Annotated in this window: 22 protein-coding genes; 10 read left to right on the top strand and 12 right to left on the bottom strand. The window is 71.4% G+C overall.

Annotated elements, in window-relative coordinates; genetic code table 11:
- The first annotated feature begins 19 nt into the window (after positions 1-19).
- The 4 genes from CES90_RS34390 to CES90_RS34375 are packed head-to-tail and all read left to right on the top strand — an operon-like array spanning position 20 to position 3633.
- Positions 20-1021, top strand: a complete 1002-nt coding sequence (locus CES90_RS34390; protein ID WP_189787427.1) for an Lrp/AsnC family transcriptional regulator — start codon at positions 20-22, stop codon at positions 1019-1021.
- 28 nt (positions 1022-1049) lie between these two features.
- Positions 1050-1940: an SIS domain-containing protein gene (locus tag CES90_RS34385; RefSeq protein ID WP_189787428.1), complete on the top strand. Its 891-nt coding sequence runs from the start codon at positions 1050-1052 to the stop codon at positions 1938-1940.
- Between the two features lie 13 nt (positions 1941-1953).
- On the top strand, positions 1954-2847 hold the full coding sequence (locus CES90_RS34380; protein WP_189787429.1) for a class II fructose-bisphosphate aldolase: 894 nt from the start codon (positions 1954-1956) through the stop codon (positions 2845-2847).
- 12 nt (positions 2848-2859) lie between these two features.
- Positions 2860-3633: an AraC family transcriptional regulator gene (locus CES90_RS34375; RefSeq protein ID WP_189787430.1), complete on the top strand. Its 774-nt coding sequence runs from the start codon at positions 2860-2862 to the stop codon at positions 3631-3633.
- Positions 3634-3642: 9 nt separating this feature from the next.
- Here CES90_RS34375 and CES90_RS34370 read toward each other — a convergent pair whose 3' ends face one another.
- Positions 3643-4806, bottom strand: a complete 1164-nt coding sequence (locus CES90_RS34370; protein ID WP_189787431.1) for a methyltransferase — start codon at positions 4804-4806, stop codon at positions 3643-3645.
- 67 nt (positions 4807-4873) lie between these two features.
- Between CES90_RS34370 and CES90_RS34365 the strand changes: the two genes are divergently transcribed.
- Complete coding sequence (locus CES90_RS34365) at positions 4874-5524, top strand: alpha-ketoglutarate-dependent dioxygenase AlkB family protein (protein WP_189787432.1); 651 nt, start codon at positions 4874-4876, stop codon at positions 5522-5524.
- Positions 5525-5569: 45 nt separating this feature from the next.
- Positions 5570-6811 (top strand): ROK family protein, encoded by a 1242-nt coding sequence (locus CES90_RS34360; protein WP_189787433.1) that lies wholly within the window; start codon positions 5570-5572, stop codon positions 6809-6811.
- Here CES90_RS34360 and CES90_RS34355 read toward each other — a convergent pair.
- The 6 genes from CES90_RS34355 to CES90_RS34330 form a co-directional block, all read right to left on the bottom strand.
- Positions 6780-7247: a GtrA family protein gene (locus CES90_RS34355; RefSeq protein WP_268257062.1), complete on the bottom strand. Its 468-nt coding sequence runs from the start codon at positions 7245-7247 to the stop codon at positions 6780-6782. The genes CES90_RS34360 and CES90_RS34355 overlap by 32 nt on opposite strands.
- Positions 7247-8233: a glycosyltransferase family 2 protein gene (locus tag CES90_RS34350; protein WP_189787434.1), complete on the bottom strand. Its 987-nt coding sequence runs from the start codon at positions 8231-8233 to the stop codon at positions 7247-7249. The genes CES90_RS34355 and CES90_RS34350 overlap by 1 nt, the downstream gene beginning before the upstream one ends.
- A gap of 22 nt (positions 8234-8255) precedes the next feature.
- Positions 8256-10907, bottom strand: a complete 2652-nt coding sequence (locus tag CES90_RS34345) for a YfhO family protein (protein WP_229914353.1) — start codon at positions 10905-10907, stop codon at positions 8256-8258.
- A 304-nt stretch (positions 10908-11211) separates the two neighbouring features.
- On the bottom strand, positions 11212-11406 hold the full coding sequence (locus CES90_RS34340) for a DUF1272 domain-containing protein (RefSeq protein ID WP_189787435.1): 195 nt from the start codon (positions 11404-11406) through the stop codon (positions 11212-11214).
- Between the two features lie 93 nt (positions 11407-11499).
- On the bottom strand, positions 11500-12093 hold the full coding sequence (locus CES90_RS34335; protein WP_189787436.1) for a DUF4865 family protein: 594 nt from the start codon (positions 12091-12093) through the stop codon (positions 11500-11502).
- Positions 12094-12124: 31 nt separating this feature from the next.
- On the bottom strand, positions 12125-12685 hold the full coding sequence (locus CES90_RS34330) for a TetR/AcrR family transcriptional regulator (protein ID WP_189787437.1): 561 nt from the start codon (positions 12683-12685) through the stop codon (positions 12125-12127).
- 231 nt (positions 12686-12916) lie between these two features.
- Here CES90_RS34330 and CES90_RS34325 point away from each other — a divergent pair, with 231 nt between their 5' ends.
- Positions 12917-13198: an SHOCT domain-containing protein gene (locus CES90_RS34325; protein WP_189787438.1), complete on the top strand. Its 282-nt coding sequence runs from the start codon at positions 12917-12919 to the stop codon at positions 13196-13198.
- An 89-nt stretch (positions 13199-13287) separates the two neighbouring features.
- The gene (locus tag CES90_RS34320) at positions 13288-13467 is read left to right on the top strand and encodes an ABC transporter permease (protein ID WP_229914355.1); all 180 of its coding nucleotides are present in this window, start codon (positions 13288-13290) and stop codon (positions 13465-13467) included.
- Between the two features lie 39 nt (positions 13468-13506).
- On the opposite strand, the gene CES90_RS34315 is transcribed toward CES90_RS34320, so the two are convergent.
- Positions 13507-14034 (bottom strand): ATP-binding protein, encoded by a 528-nt coding sequence (locus CES90_RS34315; protein ID WP_189787439.1) that lies wholly within the window; start codon positions 14032-14034, stop codon positions 13507-13509.
- Positions 14035-14316: 282 nt separating this feature from the next.
- Complete coding sequence (locus CES90_RS34310; protein WP_189787440.1) at positions 14317-14640, bottom strand: hypothetical protein; 324 nt, start codon at positions 14638-14640, stop codon at positions 14317-14319.
- A 365-nt stretch (positions 14641-15005) separates the two neighbouring features.
- On the opposite strand from CES90_RS34310, the gene cds1 reads away from it, so the two are divergent.
- The gene (cds1, locus tag CES90_RS34305; protein ID WP_232791339.1) at positions 15006-16130 is read left to right on the top strand and encodes an L-cysteine desulfhydrase Cds1; all 1125 of its coding nucleotides are present in this window, start codon (positions 15006-15008) and stop codon (positions 16128-16130) included.
- A 22-nt stretch (positions 16131-16152) separates the two neighbouring features.
- Here cds1 and CES90_RS34300 read toward each other — a convergent pair whose 3' ends face one another.
- A complete protein-coding gene (locus CES90_RS34300; protein WP_189787441.1) occupies positions 16153-16983 on the bottom strand; it encodes a DeoR/GlpR family DNA-binding transcription regulator in 831 nt (276 codons plus the stop codon).
- A 456-nt stretch (positions 16984-17439) separates the two neighbouring features.
- Between CES90_RS34300 and CES90_RS34295 the strand changes: the two genes are divergently transcribed.
- Positions 17440-19728 carry a hypothetical protein gene (locus tag CES90_RS34295; protein WP_189787442.1) on the top strand — a complete coding sequence of 763 codons (2289 nt, stop codon included), beginning with the start codon at positions 17440-17442 and terminating at the stop codon, positions 19726-19728.
- Here CES90_RS34295 and CES90_RS34290 read toward each other — a convergent pair.
- Positions 19725-21221, bottom strand: a complete 1497-nt coding sequence (locus CES90_RS34290) for an alpha/beta hydrolase (protein WP_373313590.1) — start codon at positions 21219-21221, stop codon at positions 19725-19727. The genes CES90_RS34295 and CES90_RS34290 overlap by 4 nt on opposite strands.
- A gap of 88 nt (positions 21222-21309) precedes the next feature.
- Positions 21310-23751 carry a right-handed parallel beta-helix repeat-containing protein gene (locus CES90_RS34285; RefSeq protein WP_189787449.1) on the bottom strand — a complete coding sequence of 814 codons (2442 nt, stop codon included), beginning with the start codon at positions 23749-23751 and terminating at the stop codon, positions 21310-21312.
- Between the last annotated feature and the right edge of the window lie 215 nt (positions 23752-23966).

Genomic DNA, 23966 nt, shown 5'->3' with positions numbered 1-23966 from the left:
CAGCCATAGGTTGGGTCTGATGGACGCACAGCAGAACGCCCCCGTGGCGGATTTACTGGACCGCCGTATCGTCAGCGCGCTGCAGATCGACGGCCGTGCCTCATGGCATCGCATCGCGGCGGCGCTCGGCGAGCCCGAACGCACAGTCGTCCGCCGCGGCACCCGCCTGCTGGAGTCGGGCCTGGTACGGATCGGGGCCATGGCGGTGCGCGGGCGCAACACGGTGGTCGGCGTGCGCTGTGCACCGGGCCGGGCCCGGGCGGCGGCCACGGCACTGGCTCGCCGCCCCGACTGCGTCTTCGCCCATGTCCTCACCGGCCCCCTGGACTGCGTCGCGGAACTGTTCTGCCCCCGCGAACGACTCGCGGGCCTCGTCATGGACGAACTCTCCGGGCTGCCCGGCGTGGTGGAGACCCTGACCCTTCCGGTGCTGCGGCACATCCGCACGATCCGCGAGTGGCACGCCGGCCTGCTCACCGACTCCGAGATCGCGATCCTGCGGGAGGGGGCCCGCCCCGGGATCCCGTCCACCGCCGACCCCTTGCCTCTGCCCGTCGATCCGACCGACGAACTCGCCCGCGCCGACCGCCTGTTGCTGCACGCCCTGGCCGAGGACGGACGCCGCACCTACGACGAACTCGCGCGCGTCGCGGGCGTGTCGGAAGCCACCGCGAGACGGCGCCTGACCACCCTGCGCCGCACGGGCCGGGTCCGTATCCGCGCCGTGATCGAACCGGCCGTCCTCGGACTGCCGGTGGAAGCCGTCCTTCGGGTGCGCACGCCCCCGGTCAAGGTGGAGGCCGTGACGGCGGCCCTCGCCCAGTCCGCCCACGTCCGCTACGCCAGCTTCGTCACCGGCGAACGCCAACTCCTGGTCCTGACCGCGTTCCCCGACGAAGCCGCCCTCCACACCTTCGTCACCCGCTCCCTCTGGCTCCAGGACGTCGACTCGGTGGACCTCTCCCTGGTCCTCACCACCCTGAAACGCGGCGGCATGCTCGCCCCCTGGCTACGGGACTGACCCCGATCGGGTTGGGGAGGGATACCGCATGACCCACGTCGAGGACGAGCTGAACAGCCAGCCCGAGTGCTGGACCCGAGTCGCCGCCGAGGCGGTGGCACACGCGAAGGTCCTCCCGGTGCCGGGGGAGCGCGTGGCCCTCATCGGCTGCGGGACGTCGTACTTCATGGCGCAGGCCGCCGCCGTATCGCGCGAGCGGGCCGGTCAGGGTGAGACGGACGCCTTCGCGGCCTCGGAGTTCCCCCATGGCCGCGGGTACGACCGTGTCGTCGCCCTCAGCCGCTCCGGCACCACCACCGAGGTGCTCGACGTGCTGGGCGCGCTCCGGGGCCGTACGCCTACGACCGCGATCACCGCCGACCCGGACACGCCCGTGATGGCGGCCGCCGACGACGTGGTGGTGCTGGACTACGCCGACGAGCGGTCCGTCGTGCAGACCCGCTTCGCCACCACCGCCCTCACCCTCCTGCGCGCCCACCTCGGGCTGCACACCGACCGGGCCGTGGCCGACGCACGCACCGCGCTGAGCGCACCGCTGCCCGAAGGGCTGGTCGACTGCGCCCAGTTCACCTTCCTCGGCCGGGGCTGGACCGTGGGCCTCGCGCACGAGGCGGCGCTCAAGATGCGCGAGGCCGCGCTGGCGTGGAGCGAGGCGTATCCGGCGATGGAGTACCGGCACGGCCCGATCAGCGTCACCGCCCGGTCCACGGCGACCTGGATGCTCGGCAAGGCACCCGAAGGGCTCGCCGAACAGGTGCGGAAGACCGGCGGGTTGTGGATCGAGGGCGAGCTCGACCCACTCGCCGAGCTGGTCCGCGCCCAGCGGCTCGCCGTCGCCCTGGCCGCAGTCCGCGGCCTCGACCCCGACCGGCCGCGCCACCTCACCCGCTCGGTGATCCTCGACGCGAACCCCCGGTGAACCAGGAGGAGTTGTGCCCCTCACGACAACCGGTGAGCTGATCACCAGAGCGGCCGCGGCACACACCGCGGTGGCCGCCTTCAACGTGATCACCCTGGAGCACGTCGAGGCCGTCATCAAGGGCGCCGAGTCCGTGGACGCGCCCGTGGTCGTCCAAGTGAGCGAGAACGCGGTCAAGTTCCATGACGGGGACCTGCTCCCGCTGGGCCGCGCCGCCCTCACGGCAGCCGAGCGCGCGACCGTGCCCGTCGCGCTCCACCTCGACCACATCCAGAGCGACGACCTGCTGCGCCGGGCCCCCGACGCCGGGTTCAGCTCGGTGATGTACGACGCGTCGCGTCTGCCGTACGCGGAGAACCTCGCCGCCACCCGCTCCGCCGTGGAGTGGGCGCATGCTCAGGGACTGTGGATCGAGGCTGAGCTGGGTCGGGTGGGCGGGAAGGACGCGGCGCAAGTAGGGGGCAAGAACGGTGTCCCGCCGCTCGACGCACACGCACCCGGCGCCCGTACCGACCCCGACGAGGCACGCGCCTTCGTCGCCGATTCCGGCGTGGACGCGCTCGCCGTGGCCATCGGCAGCTCACACGCGATGACCACCCGGACCGCCGCCCTCGACCACACGCTGCTGAAACGGCTGACCGCAGCGCTGGACGTCCCCCTCGTCCTGCATGGCTCCTCCGGAGTCCCGGACGACGAACTGCGGACGGCCGTCGCGGGCGGCATCGCCAAGGTCAACATCGGAACCGCGCTCAACATCGCGCTGACCGGCGCGATCCGGGAGCACCTCGCCGCCCATCCCGAGGTGGTCGACCCGCGCAAGTACCTCACGGTGGGGCGGGCGGCGATGGCGGAGACGGCGGGGCGGCTCATCGGCGTCCTGCGCGCGGAGTGTGACGCCCGTCACTGATATTTTTCCGTCATGCGGGAGACGGAGATCCACCTCGGTGAGCCGCCTGTCGTCGCGGGCATCGGGGTCGGCGTGCACGGTGTGGCCGGGCGGACGGATGTGTTCCGGCTGCCGGAGCTGTGGCAGCTGCATCTCTACCAGTACGAGGCCGAACTGACCGTCGACGGCACGGCACACACCATCCGCCCCGGCCGCGTCAGCCTCGTGCCACCCGGCACCACGGTCCGCTACCGCTACCGGGGCCGCTCGGAACACCTCTTCGCCCACCTGCGCATCGCCCCGGCCGGACCGCCCCGCACGGTCCGGGTGATGCAGGACGCGGGCCCCGAACTCCCGGCGCTCACAAGCCTGTTGCTCCAGGCTATGGCCGCCGCCCCGAGCGAGCCCGACCGAACCCGGGCCGAGATCTGGACCACCCTGTGGCGCGTCGCCCACCTGACCCCGCCCGCCGCCGCGGGCCCCGGCCCGCACCCGGCGGTCACCACCGCCATCGCCCACATCGAGGCGCACCTCGCCGCCCCGCTCACCGTCCCGGAGGTGGCGCAGGCGGCCGGTGTCTCCCACAACCACCTGACCCGGCTGTTCCGCACCGAGACCGGCGGCACGGTGGTCGGCTACATCCGCCGCCGCAGACTCGAACGCGCCCACCATCTGCTGCGCGCCACGACCCTCTCCATCCCCGCCGTCGCCGCGTCCGTCGGCATCCCGGACCTCCACGCCTTCAACAAGGCCTGCCGCCGGGAACTGGGCGCCTCGCCCCGCGCCCTGCGCGGCACCGGTTCCTGAACCGCCGGGCTACTTCCCGACAGCCCGCTTGACCGCCCTGAGAACCACGAACTTGGCGTCACTCGCGACGAGTTCACTGTTGCCGAAGAGCCGCCGCAGCTTCACGTGATAGCCCAGGTGTCGGTTCCCGATCACCCACAGCTCGCCACCCGGCCGCAGCGCCCGCCGCGCGCCGGTGAACATCCGCCAGGCCGTGGCGTCGGTCGTCGCCTGGTGCGAGTGGAACGGCGGATTGTTCAGGACGAGATCGACACTCCCCGGCGCGAACCCCTCCAGCCCGTCACCGACCACGAACTCCGCCTTGCCGTCGGCGTTCGCCCGGTACGTCGCCTCCGCCGAGGCCACCGCCTGGTACGACTCGTCGACGAACACCACCTCGGCATCCGGATCGGCCACCGCGACCGCGGTACCGACCACCCCGTTGCCGCACCCCAGATCCACGACCCGCCGCCCGCCGACACGGCCGTACGGCAGCTGCCCGAGGAAGAACCGGGTGCCGATGTCGAGCCGGTCGGCACAGAACACACCCGAGTGGTTGACGACGGTACGCCCGGCCAACTCGCCGAGGCCACCGGGTAGTTCATAGGTGTACGGCCATGGATCGGCGCCCCGCGCCAGGATGGTCTCCGCGTCCGGGGTGCAGAAGATCAGCCGTGCCTTCTGCTCGGCGAGGGAGGTGCGGGTCGGGCCGAGGATCCGCTCGAAGAGCTTCAACGTCGAGGTGTGGATCTCCTTGACCATCCCGGTGCCGACGACGACGGTCCCCTCGTGCACGGCGGGCGCGAGCCGGTGCAACTGGTCCTCCAGCAGCGCGAGGCTCTTGGGGACCCGCACGAGGAGTACATCGATGCGGTCCGGCGGCGTGTCCTGGGTGGTGAGCAGCCGTGTCGCGTCCGCCTCGATCCCGTTGCGCGCCAGGTTCGCCCGCGTCGCCTCCCGGCTCAGGAACGAGTCGGTGATCTGCGTCGGCCGGTGCCCGGCGAGCGCCGTGGTCAGCGCGCCCCAGCGGTCACCCACGACCACGACCGTCCCGTCCAAGGGCGTCCCGCTCCCCGCGAGGTGGCGCAGCAGATACGCGTCGGACGCGTCCCAGGCACGCAGCCGGTCACGGGGGTCCTCGGGAAAGCGGGCCAGGGCGTACTCGCCCCAGGGCGCGGTCATACGGTCGCTCATCGTGTGCCCAGGCTAACCGAGCCCCAGCTCACGCCCGGTCGGCGGAACCCGGAGGATGATGGAACCCATGGACGCCGAGTTGTTCCGCCGCAGCCGCACCGAGATCGCGCCCGGCGCGGTCCACGTCCCGGACTGGCTCGACGCGGACCAGCAGAGGCGGCTCCTGGAAGCCTGCCGCGACTGGGCCCGCCCACCCGCGGGCCTCCGCACGGTCCGCACCCCCGGCGGCGGCACGATGACCTCCCGCCAGGTCTGCCTGGGCTGGCACTGGTACCCGTACGGCTACGCCCACACGGTCGTCGACGGCGACGGCGCACCCGTGAAGCCGTTCCCCGAGTGGCTCGGCGAGCTGGGCGGGCGCGCGGTGCGGGACACGCTGGGCGAACCGGAGGCGGTGTACGACATCGCCCTGATCAACTTCTACGACGCCGACGCCCGCATGGGCATGCACCGCGACAGCGACGAGAAGTCGGACGCGCCGGTGGTGTCCCTGAGCCTCGGCGACACCTGCGTCTTCCGCTTCGGCAACACCGAGTCGCGGACCCGGCCGTACACGGACGTGGAACTGCGCAGCGGTGATCTGTTCGTGTTCGGCGGGGCGTCCCGGCCGGCGTACCACGGCGTGCCGCGGGTCCACGCGGGAACGGCGCCGTCCGCGTTGGGCCTGACCGGCCGGCTGAACATCACGCTGCGGGTGAGCGGCTTCGAAGGTGGCTGAGGCCACGAGGTTCGAGGCGGTGCGGATCATGGGAGACTCGCCCTCATGGACGGCAAGGCGGCCCCCAAGGCGGGCGAAGGGACAGCTACGACGACGCGTACGCGGCTGGACCGGGGGAGGGGCGCGCTCGGTCCGGCGCTCGAACTCGTGCACACCGGGCGGGCGCCGACCAGAGCCGTGCTGACCGCCGAGCTGGGCGTCACCCGGGCCACGGCGGGTGCCGTCGCCGCCGAGCTGGAGGCGCTGGGTCTGATCCGGGTCGACGCGCACCCGGGTGCCGCCGCCGGATCCCAGGGCCGGCCCTCGCACCGGCTGGAGGTCGCCGAGAACGGTCCCGTCGCGCTCGCCGCGCAGGTGCACGCCGACGGCTGGCGTGCCGCGTTGGTCGGGCTCGGCGGACGGATCGTCGCCACCACGCCCGCCTGCGAGATCGTCGACGCCGACCCGACGAAGGTGCTCGGCTCGGTCGTCGACGCGGGCGCCGCCCTGCTGCGGGAGACCGGCCGACGCTGCGTGGGCGCGGGACTCGCCGTACCGTCGGCGGTCGCCGAACCGGCGGGGCTGGCGCTCAATCCGCTGCACCTGGCCTGGCCCGCCGGGGCGCCCGTGCGGGACATCTTCGCCGAGCGGGTCCGGGCGGCCGGCATCGAGGGACCCGCCTTCGCGGCCAACGACGTCAACCTCGCGGCCCTCGCCGAGCACCGGCACGGCGCCGGACGCGGGGCCCGCGACCTGCTGTGCGTGGCCACGGGGCACCGGGGCGTCGGCGGTGCGCTGGTCCTCGACGGCCGTCTGCACACCGGCAGTTCGGGCCTGGCGCTCGAAGTCGGTCACCTCACCGTCAACCCCGAAGGCCGCCCCTGCCACTGCGGCAGCCGCGGCTGTCTGGACGTCGAGGCCGACCCGCTGGCCTTCCTCACCGCGGTCGGCCGTGACCCGGGCCCCGAGGACTCGACTCTCAAGCAGGCCGACGACCTGATCCGCACCCAGTACGCCGACCCCTCCGTCCGTACCGCCGCCGAGACCCTCATCGACCGCCTCGGCCTCGGCCTCGCCGGCCTGGTCAACATCCTCAACCCCGACCGCATCATCCTCGGCGGTATGCATCGCGCCCTCCTCGAAGCCGACCCCGACCGGCTGCGGGCGGTCGTCGCCGACCGGAGTCTGTGGGGGCAGAGCGGGGTCGTACCGATCCTGGCCTGCACGCTGGACCACAACAGCCTGGTGGGCGCGGCCGAGCTGGCGTGGCAGCCGGTTATCGACGACCCCCTGGCCGCGCTGGCCTGAGCATGATCGTCCGGGACACCACGAACGTCACCGGAATCGCCGCCGCGGACGCGATGAGCGGAGCGAACCGGTTGTCGGCGTGCAGGACGTCGACGATCACATACACGCCTGCCGTCGTGATCACGAAGTTGGTGGCATTGGTGAGCGGGAACAGCAGGAATTTCCGCCAGGTCGGGCGCGTGCGATAGGTGAATCGCGCGTTCAGGAAAAAGGACCCGATCATGCTCAGGATGAAGGCGAGAATGTGTGCGGCGAGATAGGGAAGCCACATGAGCAACAGCAGGTAAAGACCGTAATAGGTCATGGTGTTGACGACGCCGACCAGGGCGAAGGTGAGGATCTGGCCCGATATTCGGCGTTCCGGTTCCGGGCGGGCCTCGGGGAGTGCCTCCCTGTGCGCTGCTGTGTGCGTTGCTGTGTGCGCTGCTGTGCGCATCAGCGAATCAGGTCCTTGTTCGTGGTGCACGGAGTGCGGCCCTCCGTCTTTTCCGCCCGCTCCACGTTGGTTGCCTTCACCAGGAAGTGCGGGCGCCCCTTCACCTCGTAGTAGATCCGGCCGGTGTACTCCCCGATCACCCCGAGCATGATCATCTGCACTCCGGCGAAGGCGGTGACGGCCGTGATGATGGTGACATAGCCGGGCGTCTCCACGCCGTTCACCAGTGCGGCGCCCACGATCCACGCGGTGTAGAGCCCCGCGCACACCAGCAGGCACAGCCCGAGGTAGAGGGCGGCGCGCAGCGGCCTGCTGTTGAAGGAGAGCAGCCCGTCGAGGCCGTAGTTGAGCAGGGACTTGAAGTTCCAGGAGCTGCGGCCGTGCTCGCGTACGGCGTTCTCGTACTCGAAGGTCGTGGCCGGGAAACCCACCCAGGCGAACAGGCCCTTGGAGAAGCGGTTGTACTCGGTGAGGTCCAGGACCGCGTCCACCACGCGCCGGGACAGCATCCGGAAGTCGCCGACGCCGTCGACGAGTTCCACGTCGACGAGACGGTTGACGAACCGGTAGTACAGCCGGGCGGTGGCGGTGCGCAGGAAGTGGTCGCCGGTCCTGGTGCGCCGGGCGATGACCTGGTCGTAGCCCTGTTCGCGCAGCTGGACCATGTGGGAGATCAGCTCGGGCGGGTGCTGGAGGTCGGCGTCCATGACCACCACGGCGTCCCCGGAGGCGTGCCGCAGGCCCGCGAGCAGGGCGGCCTCCTTGCCGAAGTTGCGGCTGAAGGAGACGTACCGCACGCGCGCGTCGAGCTCGGCCAGCTGCTTCAGGACGGTGAGTGTCCGGTCGCGGCTGCCGTCGTCGACGTACACGAACTCCATGTCGTGACCGAGCGGAAGGAGTTTCTCCGAGACCTTCTGGACCTCCTCGTGGAAGCGGGCGAGAACGGCTTCTTCGTTGTAGCAGGGTGCGACGATCGAGATGAGCATGGTTTTCCCCCAGGGGTGCGGGTCAGACGGCGTTGGTCATGCGCTCGCGTGTGGTCGGGTGAGAGTCGAGGGGCTGCGGGGCGGTTTCGTCCGGTGTCCTTCGACGGCGGACGGCGCCCACCGCGCCGGTCAGGAGCGCGGCGGTGAGCGAGACGGCCCCGACCGCCATGCCCAGGCGCAGTCCGGGCGGATGGAACGTGCAGGTCACACTGGTCGCGGAGCCGTACAGGGGTACGGCGGTCAGTCCGTAGTACTCCTTGGCGGGTACGGCGGGAGCGTTGTCGGTGGCACAGTGCCAGCCGGCGATCCGGGGCGTCGCGATGACCGCGATGCCCGTGCTGTGTTTCGGGAATTCGGCCCGGATGGTGCCGTCGGACACGCTCACGCGGTCGGCGCCGGTTTCTCTGAGCTCCGCGACGGCGCCGCGCAGCCGGGCGGTGTCCAGGCAGCCGATCGCGCCGTCCGGGATGAGGCTCGTCTTGTTCGGCGACAGCTCGATCCGGAACTGCCCGGAAGCGGGCACCGTGCCCAGCCGCTGCATCGGAGCGATCTTGGTCACGGGCTGGTCGGACCGGAACCGTCCGGTCAGCGCGTCGGCGGAGGCGCCGGCCGGCCGCGCGGTACCCGAGAAGTGCGGCGCCCACAGATACAGCTCGGCGCCCGCCGGGCAGCTGCCCGTGATCGTCGGCTTCCGCTCGGCCGTCGCGCGGGGCAGCGCGCCCACGCGCAGGCCCGGCCGTTCGTCGTCGCTGGGGGACGGCGGCTTTCCGGCCGCGGTGCGCACGGTGAATTCGGGCACGGTGTACACGCGCGTGCCCAACAGCATTTCCTGGTTGCGGTACGGCGACGGCCCGAAGTCGGCGACGCCGGTACGGCCGGGGAAGTCGCTGTCGGTGGGCCGTACCGTCACCAGCGGCGGCGCGTCCTGCCGCGCCACGGTCACTCCGCGGCCGTCCTGTGGGAACCAGTTCTGGTGCGGGTCCGGCGGGGAGTACACCCGGGCGCCGACCGAGAAGATCGCGTCCGTGACGGCGTTGTCGAGGCTCTGTACGTTCCGGCCGCGCGAGGTCCAGCCGCCGCCGAGGGCGGTCATCGTACGGCTGAGGACGTCGGAGGTGAGGCTGCTGTAGTACTGGGCGCCCTGACCGCCGACCAGCAGCGGATCGTTGCCGACGGTCTGCTCCCGGCCCGGCTCGGTCCGGTACCGGGGCCACTCGTCGGCCCCGGCGATCGCCTCCGCCTGCTCCCGCTGCCGCGCACCCCAGGGCGCGTAGTCGTCCATGTGGCCGAGCCGCAGCCGGGTGTCGACGGCGGCGGTGGCGGCGGCCTCGCCGAACTGCGTGCACACCAGCAGGGCCACGGCGAGGGCGGCCAGCGGTCTGCCGTCCCGGCGCCTGAGCCGCAGCAGCGCCAGCCCGAGCAGCGCGCCCACGGCCGCGAGCAGGGCGAGCGGGAGACTGACGGATTTCAGCGTCCGCTCGCTGGTGCTCGCGACGGCGATGATCAGGGCCAGCAGCGCACCTGCCGCGCTCAGCGCGCGCAGGTCGGGAAGGCCGTACGACAGCGCGTGCCAGGCGGCGATCACCAGCAGCGCGCAGAGCACGAAGGTCTGGCGGTACGAGCTGCCCTGCGGGGTGGCGAACGCGTGCCAGAGCAGATGCGTCGGGCCCCACTGCATCGACAGCGCCACCCCGAGCACCAGCAGCGTCCACCCGGCGCGCACCCGCACCGGGACTGCCCGGTGGAAGGGCAGGGCGAGCGCGAGCAGCAACGCCGTGGTGCCCACGAACACGGCCGGTGTACCGAAGCTGTACGTCGTCGGCAGCAGCCTCGCCAGCAGGTCCTCGGTGGGGACGGGCACGAACTGCCGTACCCGGCCCGGATAGGCGTGCCGGGTACCGAAGTACACGACCGTCACCAGCGGCGCGGCGAGGCCGATACCGAGGACGACGGTCACAAGCGCCCGGCCCGCCGCCCGCAGCCGCTGTCGGCGCGAGAGGTCATCGAGCCACAGCCGGAGCAGCAGCACCAGACCGGCGGCGAGGGTCGCCATGTACGCCGTGTAGAAGTTGGCGATCCAGGCGAGCGCCACGACCACCACCCCGAGCACCGGGCGCCGCCCCCACATCGCCCATTCGCCGACCAGACACAGCAACGGCAGGGCGACCAGACCGTCGAGCCACATCGGGTTGTAGACGGAGTCCGCCAGGGTCCAGCCGCACAGCGCGTACGACGCGCCCAGCAGCCCCGCCGCCCACCACTGGCCGGGGCGCAGCCGGAACAGCAGCCAGGCCATGGCGGCGGCGGCCGCCCCCACCTTCAGCAGAGTGATCACATACACCGCGAGGTCGATCTCGTCGCGCGGGAACAGCGCCACGAGCAGGGCGAACGGGCTGCTGACGTACGTACCGAGGTCCGGCAGGAAACTGGAGCCGAACCCCGACTGCCAGTTGACGAACAGTCCGCCGTCGGCCCGGCCGTGCAGCAGGTCCCACAGATGGGCGTGGAACGGTACGTACTGGTTGCCCAGGTCGTTGACGGCGCGGGTGCGCGGCCCGAAGGGGTAGCTACGGGCTATGACATCGGAGGCGCAGAGCACGGCGACGGTGAACACCGCCGCGAGCAGGGCAGCCTTGCCGGGCTGAGGGGTTGTCGGCGGGGGTGTGGGCTTCACAGCCAGTCCCTGTCCGCCCGGCGCACCGAGTTCCCGTGAGCAATCCCACAATCTTCGGTGGAACCGAGGGAACCACGGAAGACTCCCGTGGGAAAGGTGGAACGGCTCATTCGGGCGGACCCCCAGAGAATTCCGGGGCTGTCACCCCCCGCGCATCGTCCATTCGCCCCATTAGAGGCTCGGAGCGAGGCGAAGGTTGTGCCGCGCCTGAGAACTGAAAGTCATAATTCCGAATACGACAGGGGTTGTGCTTTGGGTAACTGCAACTAGGGGGACATTGGCTGTCTCGAAGGTGCACGGAAGGTTAACTCGGCTGCGCGGCTGCCCGGCGGCGAGGTCTGGCGACCAGCTCCCCGCTGCAGTTGGGGCAGACGTCCCGCATGGCAGTGCCGCACGGGACGCAGAAGGTGCACTCGTACGAGCAGATGCGGGCCGGGGCGTCGGCCGGCAGGGTCGCCGTCTCACAGCGCTCGCAGCGGTCGCGCATTTCCAGTGCCATGGGCGGGCCTCTCCTCGGATCCGGGTGCGGTGGCCTGTCACCTCCCATCCTCGACACGCACGCCGTGGCCGAAAGTGGTGGGTGGGCCAGAGATCAACACGATCGGGCCAGCCGGTCGCACGACAGCCTCTCGCGCTCGGGCGTGTTCAGGTACAGCACCTGGAAGACATCGCCCTCGGCCTTGGGGGAGTCGTGTTCCCAGAGCGAGAAGTGCACCATCTCCCAGTGGTACGGATCGACCCCCGCCGCCGCGCACACCGCCCCGCCGAGCGAGGCCAGCCGCCCGGCCTCAAACACCGCTTCCGCCGTGACCTCGGCGAGCCGCGCGTCGTCCGGCACACTCCACCGGCGGCGCACGGCGACCCGGGGCGTGGCGCCGGCGCTGCCACCCTCCTGGTACGCCAGGCCCGTCCAGTGGCGCACCCGGGGGCGGCCGAAGTGGTCGGACAGCCCCTGGAATCCGGGGCCCAGGAGAAAGGCGTTCATGCCCGCCGGGGCGTTCCAGAGGTAGAACGGGCTGTACTGGTTGACCGGCGACCCGTCCACTCCGCGCTCCCGCATGAGGTACGCCTTCAGCCCCAGTCCGGGAAAGTCGTCCAGCAGAGGGCCGTTGCCGGTCGCGCGGGCGCGAATCACGTCCATGTCGTAGTCGGCGGGCAAGGTGATCTCGTACTGCATGGCCAGCATGAAGTGCCTCCAAGTGTCGCGTCGGACAGGGCTATCGAGCGGTGCGGAGCAGGGCGAGCAGCCCGCGGATCCCCGCGTCGAAGGCCGCCGGTGATCCCGAGGCACGGGCCAGGACGTAACCGCCCTGCACGGTCGCCACGATCGTCGCGGCGATCTCCTCCGCGTCCAGCTCCGGCGCGAACCGCCCCTCCTCCTTGGCCTCTTCGACAAGTCCGGCGAGGCGTTCACGCAACCAGTCGAGCGTCTCGTCCACCGGTGCCCGCAGCTCGTCGCTCGCGATCACATCCGGGTCCATGGTGAGCCGCCCGACGGGGCAGCCGCGCAGCACATCGCGCTCGCGCCGCAGATACGCCTCGATACGGTCGTACGGCGAGCCCGGCCCGTCGAGTACTCCCGCCGCGGTGGCCCGCAGCTCCTCGGCCGTCCGCCGGATCGCGGCCAGCGCGAGGTCCGGCTTCCCCCTGAAGTGGTGATACATGCTGCCTTGTCCGGCACCCGAGCGCTCCAGGATGGCCTTGGGGCTGGTGCCCACATAGCCACGCTCCCACAGCAGCTCGCGGGTGGACTCGATCAGACGCTCCGAGGTGCTCATGACTCCACTGTACATACTAGTAGTTACAGAAGTCGACGCCTTCGGGAGCAGCGCAAACAGCTCCGCGTACGCCCCACGAGGTACGCACACCGCCGCTGGCCGTACGACGACCCCGACCCTCTTCCGGCGCCAGTCTCGAAGCATCACCGAACGAACCGAACGAACCGAACGAACCGAACGAACCGAACGAACCGAACGAACCGAACGAACCGACTCGGGAGATGACTCGAGATGCAGACCCTGGCTCACTTCGCCGACGGCGGGCCCGGCCCGTGGATCCTCCTCTTCCCGCTCATCTGGGCGGCCGTCGTGATCGGCGGCATCGCGCTGCTGCGCCGCTCGGTGTGGCGCGGACGACGCGGCCCTCGGCGGCCCGCCGCCGACGACAACTCACCCATCACCGTGCTCGGCCACCGCTTCGCCGCCGGTGAGATCGACGAGGACGAGTACTGGCGTCGACTGTCCGTCCTGGACGAGCGGTTCGGCCCTACGGGCAAGGGCGGTGCGGCATGACCACCGGCAAGGCGGGATCGGCTTCCCGTTCCTCGAGGGCGACCGGGTGATCAGCGGGCTGTCGATGCCGAGCCGTCCTCGGCGGTGGCATGGCCGCGCTGTTGGTCTCCTCCGACGGCGCGAGCGGCAGTGCCTTCGCCTTCGCGCCGGCGCCGACACAACTCGCCGGGGTGGCCCTCGTGGGACTCGCGGCCGGAGTGCCGGCAGGTCTGCGCCCGGCCCGGCGGGCGGCACGCATGGACGTGCTGCGTGCCATCGCCACCGAGTGAGGTACCGGTCGTCCCAGCGGCCAGTGGGTCACCGCCCGGTCAGCCTGCGACGGCCGACCGGGCGGGAGCGTGTTCGGACCTGCGCCCGCGCGTGGCGGGACGCCGTCCGGCGTCGCACTGCTGGGGCTGCGGCTGTCCGGCGTCGTACGGCGAGATCTTCGGCACCGCGGCCGAGGACGCCGGGAGCGTGAACCACACGACCTTGCCCGACTCGCCGTGCGGCCTGACACCCCAGCTCTCGCTCACCGCGGCGACCATCGCGAGACCGCGCCCACTGGTGGCGAAGAGCTCAGCGTCCTGGACGACCGGAAGACGCGGGTCGTTGTCGTGCACCGAGACCGTGAGCCGACCGAGGAGCAGCTCGATCTCCACGGTGCACATCTTGTCCGGCTCGGCGTGCCGGTGGACGTTGGACAGCAGCTCGGTCACCCCGAGTACGGCCCGCTCTATCAAGGGATCCAGGTGCCAGTAGCGCAATTGCGCAGAGACGATTCTGCGGACCTGGCCGATCCGCGACGGCAGGGCTTGGAGCTCCACCGTGCAGTGCCTGCTGTGCTGGCTGATCACGGCTGCGACTCCCCGAAGTTGAGTCCGGAAGAAGATCGGAGTACGGATCCAGCGAGGTGGCTGGGCGAAGAACGCCGCCTGCTGTGGGGCGGCCGCCTGCTGAACGACTGCCGCCCGTGGGGGCGGCCGCCGGGGCTGCCGCGCTGCTCGTGGGGCGGCCGCGTACGAACCGCCGCCCGCTGTCGTGGCCGGCGGGCTGGTTCGCAGCGTTATCGCCGGTAAACCCAGAGTGACGTGAGAACAGCGTGACCCAGGGGGTACGGTCCCGCAACTCGCGGTCCGTCAGCCGCCGCGTCCCGCGGCCCTGCGCACCGCCTCGATGAACCTGCGTGCCGAGGGCGGCCCGGGCTTCCCAGGAGCCGGGTCGTGCTCGTTCAGGGTGAGCGTGTAACGGGTCCCGTTGACGTCGGCCAACGCCCGGTCCTCGGGCGAGAACCACGGCTTCGACGCCCGCACCGCCTGCACGGGAGCGCTGTCGATCTCACTGCCGTAACTGGTCAGCAACTGCAGCCGGCCGTCTTCTATCCGGACCTGCCCCGCCCGGGTGAGCTGCCGCAGTCGCTTCCCGATCCGCACGCCCGTGGCCGTGAACTCCGGCTCCGCCATGTGCTCCGCCCCCTAGTGCGCTTCGGTCGTCCTTGAGTCGTGATCCGGCACGGACCGTGACCGTGACCGTGATCCAGTGTGCCCGAGAGACTCCGTCCCCTGCGTCGCCCGGTCCGGATCGACTTGTGTCCGTGCCGTGAAGTCTGCACGTCCCTGTCGTCGAGCACCAGTGCGCACGGATGGCCGGGGGCGGCGTTCCGGCGCACGCGCGGCATGCGCCCCCCATGCGCCCCGCGCATCGCTGTCACAGGAGTGCCTTTGAGCTACCCAAAGGCATGTTTATGCAGGTGAGAAGCGTGCGGAAGGTGTTTATCATCGGGACGTCCGACGCGCACGCCGTCGGCGCAATGCGTGAGGAGTACGCCGTGAGCACCCCCCAGACCACTCGCCCGGGCGCGACCCTCGACGTCGACCACAGCGACACGGAGTACCGGAGCTGGCTCAAAGCAGCCGTCCGCAAGGTCCAGGCCGACGCCAACCGCTCCGCCGACACCCATCTGCTGCGTTTCCCGCTGCCCGAGCACTGGGGCATCGACCTGTACCTCAAGGACGAGTCGACCCACCCCACCGGCAGCCTCAAGCACCGCCTCGCCCGCTCCCTCTTCCTCTACGGCCTCTGCAACGGCTGGATCCGGCCGGGCCGCCCCGTGATCGAGGCGTCCAGCGGTTCGACGGCCGTCTCCGAGGCGTACTTCGCGGGGCTCATCGGCGTGCCCTTCATCGCCGTCATGCCGCGCACGACCAGCGCCGAGAAGATCCGCCTGATCGAGTTCCACGGCGGCCGCTGCCACTTCGTGGACGACTCCAGGAAGATGTACGAGGCCGCCGCCGCCCTCGCGGCCGAGACGGGCGGCCACTACATGGACCAGTTCACCTACGCCGAACGGGCGACGGACTGGCGCGGCAACAACAACATCGCCGAATCCATCTTCCGCCAGCTGGAGTTGGAGCGGTTCCCCGAGCCCGCCTGGATCGTCGCCACGGCCGGCACCGGCGGCACCTCGGCGACCATCGCGCGCTACGTCCACTACACCCAGCACGACACCCGCCTCTGCGTCGCCGACCCCGAGAACTCCTGCTTCTTCGAGGGGTGGACCACCGGCGACCCGGACGTCACCTGCGACGGCGGCTCGCGCATCGAGGGCATCGGCCGCCCCCGCATGGAGCCCAGCTTCGTCCCCGGCGCCATCGACCGCATGATGAAGGTCCCCGACGCGGCCAGCGTCGCCGCCGTACGAGCCCTGGAACACTCCATCGGCCGCAGGGCCGGCGGCTCGACGGGCACGGGCCTGTGGAGCGCCCTGAAGATCGTCGCCGAGATGGTCTCCGAGGGCCGCCAGGGCAGCGTGGTAACCCTCCTGTGCGACCCGGGCGATCGCTATCTGGACAAGTACTACTCGGACGAGTGGCTGGCGGAACAGGGCTTGGACATCGCGCCGTACACAAAGGCGATCGAGGCGCTGCTGGAGACGGGCGTATGGACGGACTGAGGGCTCCCTGGCAGGAGCACTCTCAAAGATCGACCCCGTCGTCGTCCTCCCCAGCCACCACCAGGCGCCGCAAATGCTCAGCGATCTCGGCCCGAGCCTGCGGAGCCAACCCCGCATCCGTCACCAACGTGTCGACCTGCTCCAACGCCGCGAACGAACTCAACCCCACCGTCCCCCACTTCGTGTGGTCGGCCACGACAACCACTCGCCGAGCCGACTGCACGAGCCGCCGATTTGTCTCGGCCTCCGCAAGGTTCGGCGTGGACAGGCCGGCCTCGACCGATATCCCGTGCACACCAAGGAACAGCACGTCGAAGTGGAGCGCCGCGATCGCCTGATCGGCCACCGGCCCCACGAGCGAGTCCGACGGAGTCCGCACCCCACCGGTCAGCACGACGGTCGCCGCACCCTGCCGGGGCCCCGACGAGCGCTGGGCGGCATGGAAGACATCGGCGACCCGCACCGAGTTGGTGACCACGGTCAGGTCCGGCACATCCACCAGCCGGTGCGCGAGCGCGTACGTCGTCGTACCGCCCGACAGGGCGATCGCGGACCCCGGCACCACCAGTTCGGCGGCGGCCCGCGCGATGTCCTCCTTGGCGCTCAGCTCCAGCCCGGACTTCGCCTCGAAGCCCGGTTCGTGCGTACTCGCCTCGGCCACTGGTACGGCGCCGCCGTGCACCTTCTCCACCACGCCCTGGCGGGCGAGCGCGTCGAGATCGCGGCGCACCGTCATGTCCGACACGCCGAGCTTGCGCGTCAGCTCGTTGACCCGGACCCCGCCCCGCCGGCGCACCTCGTCGAGGATCAGGGCACGACGCTGCTCCGCGAGGAGGTTCTGGTTCTCACTCACGCTCGCTCCGGTCCTCTCGCCCCATCACGCTCGACACGCCTCCCATACCCCCTTCGACGAGGACATTCCCCCTGTCCCCGGTCCCGAGGACGTCCCATATAAGCACGTCACACCGCAGGTGGCGCCACTACCCGAACATGGGCGGGCACGTCACGCGCCGTCCTCGCGCCCGTCACTATCACACGGATCGGGGAGATTCGGTGACCACAGGTGTGCGAATCCCGCTCAGCGGCGATCATCTGTGCCTGTACATCACATCTGCTTGCGATGCATCACGGGGGAAGCGGGACAGTGGATCGCACGACGGACGACACGACGGACGACAAGAGGCATACGGAAGACAAGAGGCATACGGAAGACAAGAGGCATACGGAAGACAAGAGACATACAGAAGTTGCAGGGCATACCGCCCTCGAACTCCTCGTCCACGGAGTCGGCGGCACCACACCCGAACGCATGCTGGACGACCCCCGTACGGTCCGGGTCACCGGCGACGACACGGCGGCCGTCTTCCGCCGCATCGATGACGCCGACGCGGAAGCCCGGCCCGCGGACTACCGCGGCAAACCGGTGCCCGAGGCCTACGTCTGGTCCAACCTCACCTCGGGCAACGGCTCGCGCGCCCTGTGGCTGTTGCTGCTGCCGTTCATGGTCGTCAACCTCGCCCACTGGATGCGCCCCCACACCTTGAACCGACGGCGAACGGTACGTCTCTACGGCGTTCTGGTGCGCCTGACCGGCCTGACCCTGACCGTGCTGCTCGTCGCCGCCGTCTGCGAGGTCGCCCTTGATCTCACCGCCTGGCAGTGCGCGGGCACGCGCGCGTGCGCCGAGGCGCACACCTGGCTCGGCTTCCTGTCCCCGGATGTCTCCGGCGACGGCTGGTGGAGCCGGCCGGGCCGCCGCCTCGCCCTGGCCGCCCTCGCGCCCACCGCGCTGACCGTCCTCCTGTGGTACCTGTCCCACCGCACCTGGAGCGAGTACGAGTCCCAGCGGCCCATGGACCGGGACGGCGTCCCCCGGCCCGCCACCGCTCAGCCCGTAGTCGACGCGGACACCGAGCGCGTCGCTCTCGGCCGACCCGGCTTCTGGTACGGGCGCCGACTGGTCGCCAGACTGCGGGCCGCCCACGCGGCGGCAGGGTTCCTGACCATCGCGGCGGCTGTCGGCACCTCCGCAGCCCACCACGACCGTCGGGCGGGCGGCCCCGCCGTTCTCGAACTCCTGGGTCGGCTGCTGAACGCGACGCTCGTGCTGGGCGCCGTCGTCGTGGTGTGGGTCGTGTGCCGCAGGGGACGCACCGAGAACCGCCTCGACAAGGACCTGGACGAGCACCTGGTCCGCCGCCTGCCCACCGGCTCGATCGCCCTGCTCGTCCTCGCCATGGTCTACGCCGGCTGGCCGCGCCCCGACTGGACCTCGACGGAACGACTGCCGGGAGACCTGACCTTCGGCGGGATCACGCTGGTCCAGAGCCTGCTCGTCATCGCGCTCGGCGTGGTCGCCCACCTCCTGTACCGCTCCCGCCCCGACCCGCGCACCGCGATGTACGGTCTCGCCGGCCCCGCCGTCGCGATGCTCGCCTGCGCCCTCGGCGGCGTGATGTCCGCCGGTGTCGCCCAACGCGTCGCCGACTGGCTGGGCGGCACCACCGACCCCCTCCCCGGTCCACCCGTACTCCTCACCTGGCAGGCCGCCGTCATCCCACCCCTCCTCCTGGTCGCCCTGACCCTCCTGGCCTGGCTGGCCCGGCGCACATGGGTGCTGCGACGGGAGGAGATGCGAGCGGTGGAGGACGAGTACGTGCCACCGGTAGCAGCCGCACCCCGCAAGCGCGGGCCAGGGAAGGAACGCCTGAACGACGAGCACGAATCCCGTGACGCCGCCCGCACCCGCCGCATCGCACGCACGCGTGCCATGGCGGCCCTGACCGACCGAGCACCACGGATCATCGGAGTCCTCTCCACCGTGACGCTGCTCCTCGGTGCCGCAGCCTTGGTGGGCGCCATGACGACGGGCGAGACGCCGGCCAGGGCGGCCCACCATGCGCCCGCCTTCGTCACCGGCGCCGCCCAGACCGCGCAGGCGCTCGGCTCCTGGCTGATCGGCGTCGGCTTCCTGCTGTTCGTGACCTGGGGCCGCCGGGCCTACAAGGACGCCTCCGCGCGCCGCACGATCGGCATCCTCTGGGACGTGGGCACGTTCTGGCCGCGCGCCGCGCACCCCTTCGCACCGCCCTGCTACGCCGAGCGCGCCGTGCCGGACCTGACCTGGCGGATGGCCACCTGGACGAGCACCACGGGCGGACGGCTGGTCATCTCCGGGCACTCCCAGGGCAGCGTCCTCGCGGCGGCCGCCGCCTGGCAGTTGACCCCGTCGGTCCGCAGCCGGGTCGCGCTGCTCACCTACGGCTCACCACTGGAGCGACTGTACGGCCGCTGGTTCCCCGCCCACTTCGGCCCGACGGCCCTGACCTCCCTGCACCGCGAGCTCGACTGCTGGCGCAACCTGTACCGCCGCACCGACCCGATAGGCGGCCCCGTACGGCTGCCGGGCGACCGCGGACCGCAGGTCGACGCCGAGCCCCTCCAGGACCCCCTCGCCTACGGCCGCACCGCCGCCCACCCACTGCCCGCCCCGATCCTCGGCCACTCCGACTACCAGGCGGACCCGACCTTCGCCGACGAACGCCAACGACTGCTCGCACGGATCGGCCCGGAGGTACCGGGTCCCCGGCAGTGCTAGCAGGAGATGTCCCGCTCGGGGCGCTGCCCCGTGCGCAGGAACGTCGTCACGGCGTCGTTGCCGCACTCGTTGCCCGTGTTCAGGTAGACACCGTGGCCGCCGCGCTCCACCGAGACGAGCCGGGCCCGGTCGTCGAGCGCGGCCCGCATCTTCAGGGCGCCGACGTAGGGAGTGGCCGGGTCCCGCCGGTTCTGGACCAGGAGGATGTTGGAGGGACCCTCGTCGGTGATCCGGGTCGGCTTCTCCACGGGCCGGTTCTTCCAGAAGGAGCACGGCGTGATGTTCACCGGCATCCCGGCCGTGAGCGGATACCGGGCGCGGTCCGCGGCCACCGCCCGCTCGTGCGCCGCCACGGACGCCGGCCAGCGTACGTCGTTGCAGACCACCGCCATGGTGACCGCCGCGTCCTCGTCGCTCATGGGCCCCGCCACGTCAGGGGTGAGGACCGGCATCGCCTTCGGGTCCCGGGCCTGCCGTATCAGCAGGGCCAGGTCATCGAAGGAGGCGTCATTGTACAGGGCGGTCTGCATCGCCTGCCGCAGCCGGTTGCCGGTGAGGGGGACGCCCTCGGTGGTGGTCGTCCGCGGCGCACGATCCAGTTCGTCCGCCAAGGACAGGAACAACGGCCGTACGTCCTCCGGCTTCTCGGCGAGCCGCAGATCTTCCGTCTCCCGGGCCGGGTCCGCGGCCCAGGCCGCGAAGTCCGGGAACCGGTCCTCCGCGCCCTGCGCCGAGTTCGCCAGCCAGCGCCGGGCGACCCGTCGCGGATCGGGGTCGTCGAGGCTGTCCAGCACCCAACGGTCGGTCCGCTCCGGGTACTTCTGCGCATAGACGGCGCCCACATACGTCCCGTACGAGACGCCGTGCGCCGACAGCCGCTCCTCACCCAGCGCCTGCCGGAAGCGGTCGATGTCACGCACCTCGTTGGCGGTGGTGAGGCTGCGCAGCACCGCCCCGCCGTTCGTCGCACAGGCCTCGGCGGTACGCCGGGACCGTGCCACGTTCTCGGCGATGCCCCCGTCCGGCGCGGGCCAGGACCGCAGCGCCACCAAGTTCCGGTCGTCGGCGGGGAGTTGGCAGCGCGCTCGGGTACTGCCGCCCACGCCACGCGGATCGAGGCTGACGATGTCGTAGGCGCCGCCCAGTTCCCGGCTCAGCGCGTTCCCCTGCTGGGTCAGCCGTCGGACGCCGGAACCGCCGGGGCCGCCCGGGATCACCAGCAGCGTGCCGCGCCGGGCCTCGGGTCGCTCGCTGCGCAACCGGGACACGGCGAGCGTGAGCTGCGGGCCGTCCGGGTCTCGGTAGTCCAGCGGTACGGGCAACTCGGCGCACTCCTGCCCGGCGGGACCTCCGGGTTGTGCGCAGGGTCGCCAGTCGAGGGCGGGTGAGGCGGAGGCGGTGGGGCCGGTGACCGCCGTCAGCGTGGTGGCTGCGGCCGAGACGGAGAGGGCGAGGACCAGGGCTCGTCGAGTGCGATGCGTCATGCCGACCATGCTGTCCGCCGCACCACTCCCGCCCCATCCGGCGGCCGCCCCACCTGTGGTGGGGATTACCCCCTCGGGTTCACCCCAGCCAGTCCGACTACGGCAGCTCCGGCAGGTCCTCCGCGTACAGCAACGTCAGGTCGTCCGTGCTCGGTTCGTCGACCTGGGCGACCCGTCCCGCGTGCCGTTCGACCATCGCCTCGAAGGTCTGCCGTGCGGTACGGCCGTTGCCGAAGGCGGGGCCCTTGGGGATCGCCGTGAAGTACTTCAGCAGTGCCGCGCCCGCGCCCGGCGCCAGCCGGTACTCGTGCTCCTCGGCCTGCTGCTCCACGATCCGCAGCAACTCGTCCGGGACGTAGTCGTCGAAGGTGATGGTCCGTGAGAAGCGGGACGCCACACCTGGGTTGACCGTGAGGAAGCGCTCCATCTCGGCCGTGTAGCCCGCGACGATCACCACCACGGCGTCCCTGTGGTCCTCCATCAGCTTCACCAGCGTGTCGATGGCCTCCTTGCCGAAGTCCCTCCCTGAGTCCTCCGGCGACAGCGCGTACGCCTCGTCGATGAACAGCACACCGCCGCGGGCCCGTTCGAACGCCTCCTGGGTGCGGATGGCCGTGGAGCCGATGTGCTCACCGACCAGGTCGACGCGGGACACCTCGACGAGGTGCCCCTTCTCCAGGACACCGAGCGAGGCCAGGATCTCGCCGTAGAGACGGGCGACCGTGGTCTTGCCGGTGCCGGGGGAGCCTGTGAACACCAGGTGCCGCTTGACGGACGCCGCCTTGAGGCCGGCCTGCTGGCGACGGCGGCCCACCTCGATCATGTCGGTCAGGGCGCGCACCTCGCGCTTGACGCTGTCCAGGCCCACCAGCGCGTCGAGCTCACCGAGCACGTCCTTCGACGTCCGTGTCGGCTTCTCGGGCTCGGCGGCGGGCGAGGGGGCGGTCGGCAGCGGTTCGGCGGTGCGCTGGGCCGGGATCGAGCTCAGCAGGCCGGGGGACTGGGCCGTGGTCTGCGTGGCGGTCTCCCGTGCCGCCGAGGGCCGCACCCCTCCGCTCTCGTCGCTGGCGCAGTCCTCGACCACGGGCCCGCTGCCCGCGGTTCCGGGGCCGCCGTCCGCGAACTCGTAACCGCCGCGCGCGCAGCGCTCCGTACGGCACTTGCGCAACGTCGCGCGGCAGCCGTCGATGATGTGGAAGCCGTAGCCGCCGCTGCCGGTCACCCGGCAGTTGAGGAAGCTGCCCCGGCCCTCGGCCGAGACATAGAAGCCCGCCTCGGCGGGCGAGGTCACCGTGCAGCGCTCGATGGTGGGGTCCGCCCCCTTGGTGACGATCACGCCGGTCTGCGTGCCGTCCACCGTGCAGCCGTTGAGCGTGCCCCCGCTGCCGTGGTCGCGGAACCAGGCGCCCGTCGCCGCGTCTCGGATCCGGCAGTCGTCGAGCTGTGCCGTCGCGCCGTCGCTCACCGACACCGCCGTGTTCCGCACCTGCGACAGGTCGCTGTCGACGACGTCCGCGCGCGATCCCCGGTCGAGCACGAACAGCGCGTCCGGCACGTCGTGCACCCGGCAGGACTCCAGCACGGCCGTGGCGCCGTCACTGACCCAGACCGCCGGATAGTCGCCGGTGCTGTCGAAGATCTCGCACTGGTTGGCGTCCACGCGGGTGCCCGGGTCCCACACCGACAGTCCGTTGCGCCCGAACTGCCGTACCGTCGTGCGGGTCAGCGTGAGCACGGAGCGCGAGCGGAGGTCCACCGCGTTCTCCGGGATGTCGTGGATGCGGCAGTCCGCGAGGGTCAGCACGGCGTCCGTGTCGAGCGTGACACCGTCCGCGGTCGTACGGTGCACATCGCAGTCGGTGAGGTGTGCCGTGGCCCGGCCGGTGATCTGTACGCCGCTGCCGCGGACCTCGTAGACCTCGCAGCCGACCGCTTCCAGCGCGGAGTTCTCGCCGGTCGCCGTCAGGCCCGAGCCCGAGGTGTGGTGCACCCGGCACCGGTCGAGACGTGGATGGCCGCCGCCGCGCACCGCGACGCCGGCCTGCCCGGCAGCCACGACCTCGCACTCCTCGAAGACGCCACCGCCGCCGTCCACCACGGCGATACCGATCCCGGCCGGGTTGTCGACCGTGCACCGGCGCACCGTCGGGCGGGCGTCCCCGCGCACCTCGATGCCGGTCGCGGAACGGGTGACGATCCTGAGGTCCAGGAGCTCGGGCGCACCGTCCTCGACGAGCAGTGCCGGCGCCGCCGCGTCCTGGCCCTCCACATGCAGGTCCTGGACCACGGCCGAGGCGGACACCGTCAGCGGGACCCCGTCCACGGGCGCGATGCGTACCGAGCCGGGCGAGCCCTCCGGGCCGCGCAGCGTGACCCCGCGCTGCACGACGAGGTTCTCCCGGTACGTGCCGGGAGCGACGATGAGCACATCGCCGTCGCTCGCGGCCTCCAGGGCCGCGGCGAGCGACGAGTACTCACCCGTGCGGCGCCGCCACCGCGATGTACCGGTGTGCGTCACCTGGACCGTGCCCTGTGCCATGGCGTTGCTGTGCCCCCACCTCGTGGAACGCGGGTCGATGCCGAACAGTTCGGCTGGTCGGTCCACCGTAGCGTGCGTGGGCAGGGGGAGTTGACCGGAGTCGGAAGGCAGCTAGTAGTGCTTCGTTAGGTTGTGGGCTGTCTGCGGCTGCTCCGAGGGCTGGGCAGGGGGTGTCCGCAGGTGGTGCAGGGCACGAGGCCGGGCACGCGGCATGC

Source organism: Streptomyces capitiformicae, from assembly GCF_002214185.1.
Classification (GTDB): domain Bacteria; phylum Actinomycetota; class Actinomycetes; order Streptomycetales; family Streptomycetaceae; genus Streptomyces; species Streptomyces capitiformicae.
This window is presented reverse-complemented; position numbering and strand designations above follow the sequence as displayed.